6 protein-coding genes are annotated in these 5941 nt (G+C 72.7%); all 6 read left to right on the top strand.

All coding sequences use genetic code 11. From position 1 onward, the window contains the following. Positions 1 to 40: 40 nt before the first annotated feature. On the top strand, positions 41 to 937 hold the full coding sequence (gene gmk / locus BGN98_RS04630) for a guanylate kinase (protein WP_061683456.1): 897 nt from the start codon (positions 41 to 43) through the stop codon (positions 935 to 937). Positions 938 to 1156: 219 nt separating this feature from the next. After that, positions 1157 to 1411, top strand: coding sequence for a DNA-directed RNA polymerase subunit omega (rpoZ, locus tag BGN98_RS04635; protein WP_005055218.1), 255 nt, complete (start codon positions 1157 to 1159; stop codon positions 1409 to 1411). A 119-nt stretch (positions 1412 to 1530) separates the two neighbouring features. Continuing rightward, the gene (gene metK, locus BGN98_RS04640; protein WP_061683455.1) at positions 1531 to 2724 is read left to right on the top strand and encodes a methionine adenosyltransferase; all 1194 of its coding nucleotides are present in this window, start codon (positions 1531 to 1533) and stop codon (positions 2722 to 2724) included. A gap of 8 nt (positions 2725 to 2732) precedes the next feature. Beyond that, complete coding sequence (locus tag BGN98_RS04645; protein ID WP_061683454.1) at positions 2733 to 4739, top strand: primosomal protein N' family DNA-binding protein; 2007 nt, start codon at positions 2733 to 2735, stop codon at positions 4737 to 4739. A gap of 41 nt (positions 4740 to 4780) precedes the next feature. Then, positions 4781 to 5722, top strand: coding sequence for a methionyl-tRNA formyltransferase (gene fmt, locus BGN98_RS04650; RefSeq protein WP_061683453.1), 942 nt, complete (start codon positions 4781 to 4783; stop codon positions 5720 to 5722). Then, positions 5719 to 5941: transcription antitermination protein NusB (locus BGN98_RS04655; protein WP_288119891.1), on the top strand; the 223-nt coding region annotated here is incomplete at its 3' end. The genes fmt and BGN98_RS04655, both read left to right, overlap by 4 nt.

The raw sequence follows: 5941 nt of genomic DNA on the forward strand, positions 1-5941 counted from the left end.
CGCATCGCGGAGCGCGCAGAGCTGTACCGTGGAAGATCCCATGGCTGATTCCCGCACTCCTCCCGAGGTCGACCGCGTCGCGGCATCCCGTCGCGCTGTCGCGGCCCGACGCGAGCGCGCCGCGCTCAAACACGATGTCGCGATGCGCGTCATCACGCCGCAGGAACTGCTGCAGCGCGCCCTCGACGCCCCCGACTCGCCCGCCGGTGCGATGCGGATCACCGAGTTCCTGACGGCGCTGCCCGCCATCGGCGAGGGCAAGCGCGACCGCGTGCTCGCCGAGCTCGAGATCGCGCCCGTGAAGCGGCTCGGTGGACTCGGGACGCGCCAGCGCGCCGCGCTCACGGCGTGGCTCGACGGCCGCTTCCCGCCGCTCCAGCCGCGCAGCGGCCGCAGCCGCCTCATCGTTTTGGCCGGCCCGACGGCCGTCGGCAAGGGCACCGTCGCCGCGTACATCAAGGATCACCACCCCGAGATCCTGCTGTCGGTGTCGGCGACCACGCGCGCACCGCGCCCGGGAGAGGTCGACGGCGAGCACTACTTCTTCGTGGACGATGACGGTTTCGACGCCCTCATCGCCGACGACGCCCTCCTCGAGCACGCGACGGTCCACAACGCCTTCCGTTACGGCACGCCGCGCGCGCCCATCGAGAAGGCGCTGGCGGAGGGGCGCACGGTGCTCCTGGAGATCGACCTGCAGGGTGCCCGCCAGGTGCGCGCTGCCGCCCCGGACGCGACCCTCGTGTTCCTGACCCCGCCGAGCTGGGACGAGCTGGTCAACCGTCTCGTCGGACGCGGCACGGAGGGAGCGGAGGAGCGCGCACGCCGCCTCAAGACCGCGAAGGTGGAGCTCGCCGCGCAGGGGGAGTTCGACTACCGCGTCGTGAACGACGACGTCGCGCGCGCCGCCGCCGAGATCGCCGCGCTCGCGCGCTGAGTCGGCGGGTTCATCCGTCCGCAGCCGCCGCCTCGACCACCCCGAAGCGGCGTGTCGGGACGGATGAACGGCATTCAGCAACGGCAAACATCGATGAGCTCGGCGCCGGCGCGGCGCTGATAGAATGAAAAGATGCCGCGGCATCCTGCGGCCACGATTTCTCCCGCGTGGGCATTCCCCGCGAGTTTTCCCACCGCCATTCGATCCTGGAGGTTCATCATGGCCGGACGTGACAAGGGCATCATCGACCCGCCCATCGACGCGCTGCTCGACAAGGTCGACTCCAAGTACCAGCTCGTGATCTACGCGTCCAAGCGGGCACGTCAGATCAACGACTACTACTCCGATCTGCACGAGGGCAACCTCTTCGACAACGTCGGTCCGCTCGTCGACTCGAGCGTCGAGGACAAGCCGCTCACGATCGCGCTGCACGAGATCCACGAGGACAAGCTGCGCCTGCGCGCGGCGGAGTGATCCCCGCCTGACATCATGACGCCGTATGGCGTCGACATGCCCGTGACCCCGACCGCGACGACGTCGTGTCGGAGATCACGGGCATGATTGTCGAGTACCCGAAGTCGTCTGGAGCCCCGATGAGCGCGCTGCGTCTGTTCACGTCCGAGTCCGTCACCGAGGGCCACCCGGACAAGATCTGCGACCAGATCTCCGACTCCGTCCTCGACGCCCTGCTGACGGTCGATCCCGGCAGTCGCGTCGCGGTGGAGACCCTCGTCACGACCGGCCTCGTCCATGTCGCAGGTGAGGTCCGCACCGACGGCTACGTCGACATCCCCGGCATCGTTCGCCGTGTCGTCAACCGCATCGGCTACACCTCGAGCGAGACCGGCTTCGACGGCGACTCGTGCGGCGTCACCGTCTCGATCGGCGAGCAGTCGAGCGACATCGCCGCGGGCGTCGACACCGCGATCGAGCACCGGGAAGGGGGCTCGGTCGACCCGATCGACGCTCTCGGCGCCGGCGACCAGGGCATCATGTTCGGCTACGCGACGAATGAGACGCCGCAGCTCATGCCGATGGCCATCTGGACGGCGCACCGACTCGCCGAACGGCTCACCGACGCCCGCCGCTCCGGCGCTCTCGGATTCCTCCGCCCCGACGGCAAGACGCAGGTGACGCTCGGCTACGACGGTCACGTGCCCCGCACCGTCGACACCGTCGTGCTGTCGACGCAGCACAACCCCGACATCTCGCTGCCCGCTCTGCGCGCCGCGGTGCAGGCCGAGGTCATCGACCCCGTGCTCGCCACGACCGGCCTGGACGTCTCGAACGTGCGCTACGTCATCAATCCGGCCGGCCCCTTCGTCACCGGCGGCCCGAAGGGCGATGCCGGCCTCACCGGACGCAAGATCATCATCGACACCTACGGCGGCGCCTCCCGCCACGGCGGCGGCGCGTTCAGCGGCAAGGATCCCTCCAAGGTGGATCGCTCCGCCGCCTACGCGATGCGGTGGGTCGCGAAGAACGCCGTCGCCGCCGGTCTCGCCGATCGGCTCGAGGTGCAGGTCGCCTACGCGATCGGTCGCGCCGAGCCGGTGGGCCTGTACGTCGAGACGTTCGGCACGGGCCACGTCTCCGACGAGAAGATCACGTCCGCGATCCGCGAGGCGTTCGACCTGCGTCCGCAGGCGATCATCGACGACCTCGACCTCCTCCGCCCGATCTACGCGCAGACCGCAGCGTACGGGCACTTCGGCCGTGAGCTTCCCGACTTCACGTGGGAGCGCACCGACCGCGTCGAGGAGCTGCGCGCCGCCGCCGGACTCTGAGCCGCGCCGTGATCGTCGTCGCGCGGGTTCTCATCGACTCGCCCCTGCCGCAGCTCGACCGCCTCTTCGACTACGAAGTGCCGGCGGAGCTCGTGGCCGATGCGGTTCCGGGCGTGCGCGTGCGCGTACCGCTGCGCACCGCGGGGCGCGTCGTCGACGGCTACCTGGTGGACGTGGTCGCCGCGGAGGCGCCCGAGCGCCCGCTGTCCGAACTCGACGCGATCGTGTCGCCGGTCCCGGTCCTCACCCCGGAGCTCTACGCGCTCGCCCGGCGCGCCGCTGATCGCGCTGCGGGCTCCGCCAGCGACATCCTGAGGCTCGTCATCCCGAAGCGCATGGTGAGGGCGGAGAAGGCATGGCTGGCGGCGCAGTCGGCGGCATCCGACACGGAGCCCTCGCCGACGGCATCACCGGTCACCGCGGATGCCGCGGCGTGGGCCGACACCGTCCTGAGCCCGTACCCGGGGCTCGCCGACGCCGTCGCCGCCGCGGAGCGACTGGCCCTCGATGCGCCGCCCCGCCCGAGCACGGAGCTGCCGATCGGCGCCTGGGCCGAACTGCTCGCGGCGGTCGCCGTGCGCCAGCTCGGAGCCGGCCGCAGCACCGTCGTCGTCGTGCCCGATCACCGTGACGAAGAACAGCTCCTCGCGGTGCTCGCCGCCCGCGTGGGCGAGGATGCGATCGTGCGCGACGACGCCCGCCGCTCGGGGCCGGAACGGTACGCCGCCTACCTGCGCCTGCGCACCCCGAGGCCCTGCATCGTCGTCGGCAACCGCTCGACGGTGTACGCGCCCGCGCACGACACCGCCTGCGTGATCGTCTGGGACGACGGCGACCCGCTGCTCGCCGAACCGCTCAGCCCGGGGGTACACGCTCGCGACGCCGCACTCATCCGCCAAGAGCTGGAAGGGTCGTCACTTGTGTTCGCGGGCCATACGCGCACGACCGACGTCGAGCGACTCGTGCAGCTGGGGTGGGTGCGCGAGCTGCCGGCGGCACGCCGCGCGAGCCCCACGGTCGTGCTCTCGGCGACGCGCGAAGGCGAGTCGCACGGGGCACGCGTGCCCTCCAGCGCCTTTGCCGCCGCCCGGGACGGCCTGCGAGAAGGCCCCGTCCTCGTCCAGGTCGCACGGCCCGGCTACGCTCCCGTGCTCGTGTGCGCCGAATGCCGCACGCCGGCCCGCTGCCGTCATTGCACCGGTCCGCTCCGCGCCCGCCGACCGGGGGCGACTCCCGACTGCGGATGGTGCGGTCGATCCGATCCGGCGTGGACGTGCGTGCAGTGCGGCGCCGCGAAGCTGCGCATGGCGTCGTCGGGGAGCGAGCGCACCGCCGACGAGCTCGGCCGCGCCTTCCCGAACACCCGCGTCATCGTCGCCGACGGAGCCCACCCCGTCACCCGCGTCGAGGCGCGCCCCGCCCTCGTCATCGCGACACGCGGCGCCGAACCGCACGCGGTGGGGGGCTACCGGGCGGTGATCCTGCTGGACGGCGATCGCATGCTGCTGGCCGAGCAGCTGCGCATCGGCGAATCGGCGCTGCGCTGGTGGTCGAACGCCGCGGCCCTGGCCGCCCCGTCCGCGCCCGTACACCTCGTCGGCGTGGCTGGTCCGGTGGCGCGGGCTCTCGCGACGTGGACGCAGCCCGCGTACGCGCGCGCGGAGCTGGCCGATCGCGGACCGCTCGCGATGCCGCCGGTCGTCCGGGTCGCCGCGGTCGAGGGGACCCTCACCGCGGTCGAGGGCGCCCTCAACGACCTCCGAGACGCCGTCCCGACGCTCCCGGCGGCGCCCGGGTCGATCCTGGGCCCCGTGCCCGTCGGTGACGATCTGGTGCGTGCGCTCGTCCGCTTCGACTACGCGCACGGCAGGACCGTCGCCGAGACGCTCCGCGCCGCCGTGGTCGCCGAGGCGCTCCGTGGTCGGCGTGCCGCCCAGCGCGCGCGGAACCGGAGCGGCCCGGGCACCCGCACTACACTGCGGGTGCGGCTCGACGTCCCCGAACTGGACCTGTGACGTCCTCTCGCCACCATCGCCTTCGTCATCCGAGGAATCCCATGCGTATCGTCTTCGCCGGCACCCCGGCGCCTGCTGTTCCGTCGCTGCGGGCGGTCGCGGCATCCGCTCACGACCTCGTCGGCGTGGTGACCCGCTCCGACGCCCCTCTCGGCCGCAAGCGCGTGCTGACGCCGTCTCCGGTCGCCGAGGCCGCCGACAGCCTCGGCGTTCCGGTCATCAAGGCCGATCGTCTGGATGCCGAGGCCACCGCCGCCGTCGAGACGCTCGCACCGGATCTCGGCGTCATCGTCGCGTACGGCGGGCTGGTGCGCGAACCGCTCCTGTCGGTGCCGCGCCACGGCTGGATCAACCTCCACTTCTCGCTCCTGCCGCGGTGGCGCGGCGCCGCCCCGGTCCAGCACGCCCTCATCGCCGGCGACCGCACGACAGGCGCCAGCGTCTTCCAGCTGGTGGCCGCACTCGATGCCGGCGACGTCTTCGGCGAGGTGCGCTACGACATCCCCCGCGGCGCGACGGCCGGGGAGGTTCTGACGGACCTGGCCGATGCGGGCGCCGAACTGCTGGCCCGGGTGATCGACGAGATCGCCGCGGGGACGGCGCGCGCCGTCCCTCAGCGCGGTGCGGCGACGCTCGCTCCGAAGCTGTCGATCGCCGACGGCGCGCTCGATCTGACTCGCCCCGCCGATGTCGTCCTGGACCGCTTCCGCGGCACGACGCCCGAGCCCGGCGCCCACGTCGGCATCGCCGGCGCGCGGCTGAAGGTCCTGGCCGCGCATCGCGGGCCGGACACCGACCTCGCGCCGGGAGTGCTCAGCGTCTCGGGCAAAGACGTGCTGCTGGCGGCGGGGGAGGGCACGACGGTCGTGCTGAAGACCGTCCAGCCGGCGGGCAAGGGCGCGATGGCGGCGGGCGATTGGTGGCGCGGTCTGCGCCTCGACGGTCCCCGCGTGGAGCTGCCGGGCGCGCAGGTGGCCTCGTGAGCGCGTCGCCGCGCTGGGTCGCCTACGACGTCCTGCGCGCCGTCGACGAGACCGACGCGTACGCCAACCTCCTGCTGCCGCGCGCGATCGCGCGGGCGGGGCTCACCGGGCCGGACGCGGGGCTCGCGACCGAGTTGACCTACGGGACCCTCCGCCGTCTCGGGACCTACGATGCGATCATCGCGGATGCCGCACGCCGGCCGATCGCCGACGTCGATC

It is taken from the genome of Microbacterium sp. 69-7 (assembly GCF_001897985.1).
Classification (GTDB): Bacteria; Actinomycetota; Actinomycetes; order Actinomycetales; family Microbacteriaceae; genus Microbacterium; species Microbacterium laevaniformans.

Excerpts from the sequence above, each read along its gene's own strand:
- metK (WP_061683455.1), top strand. The coding sequence starts at position 1,531 with ATGAGCGCGCTGCGTCTGTTCACGTCCGAGTCCGTCACCGAGGGCCAC.
- rpoZ (WP_005055218.1), top strand. The coding sequence starts at position 1,157 with ATGGCCGGACGTGACAAGGGCATCATCGACCCGCCCATCGACGCGCTG.
- fmt (WP_061683453.1), top strand. The coding sequence starts at position 4,781 with ATGCGTATCGTCTTCGCCGGCACCCCGGCGCCTGCTGTTCCGTCGCTG.
- gmk (WP_061683456.1), top strand. The coding sequence starts at position 41 with ATGGCTGATTCCCGCACTCCTCCCGAGGTCGACCGCGTCGCGGCATCC.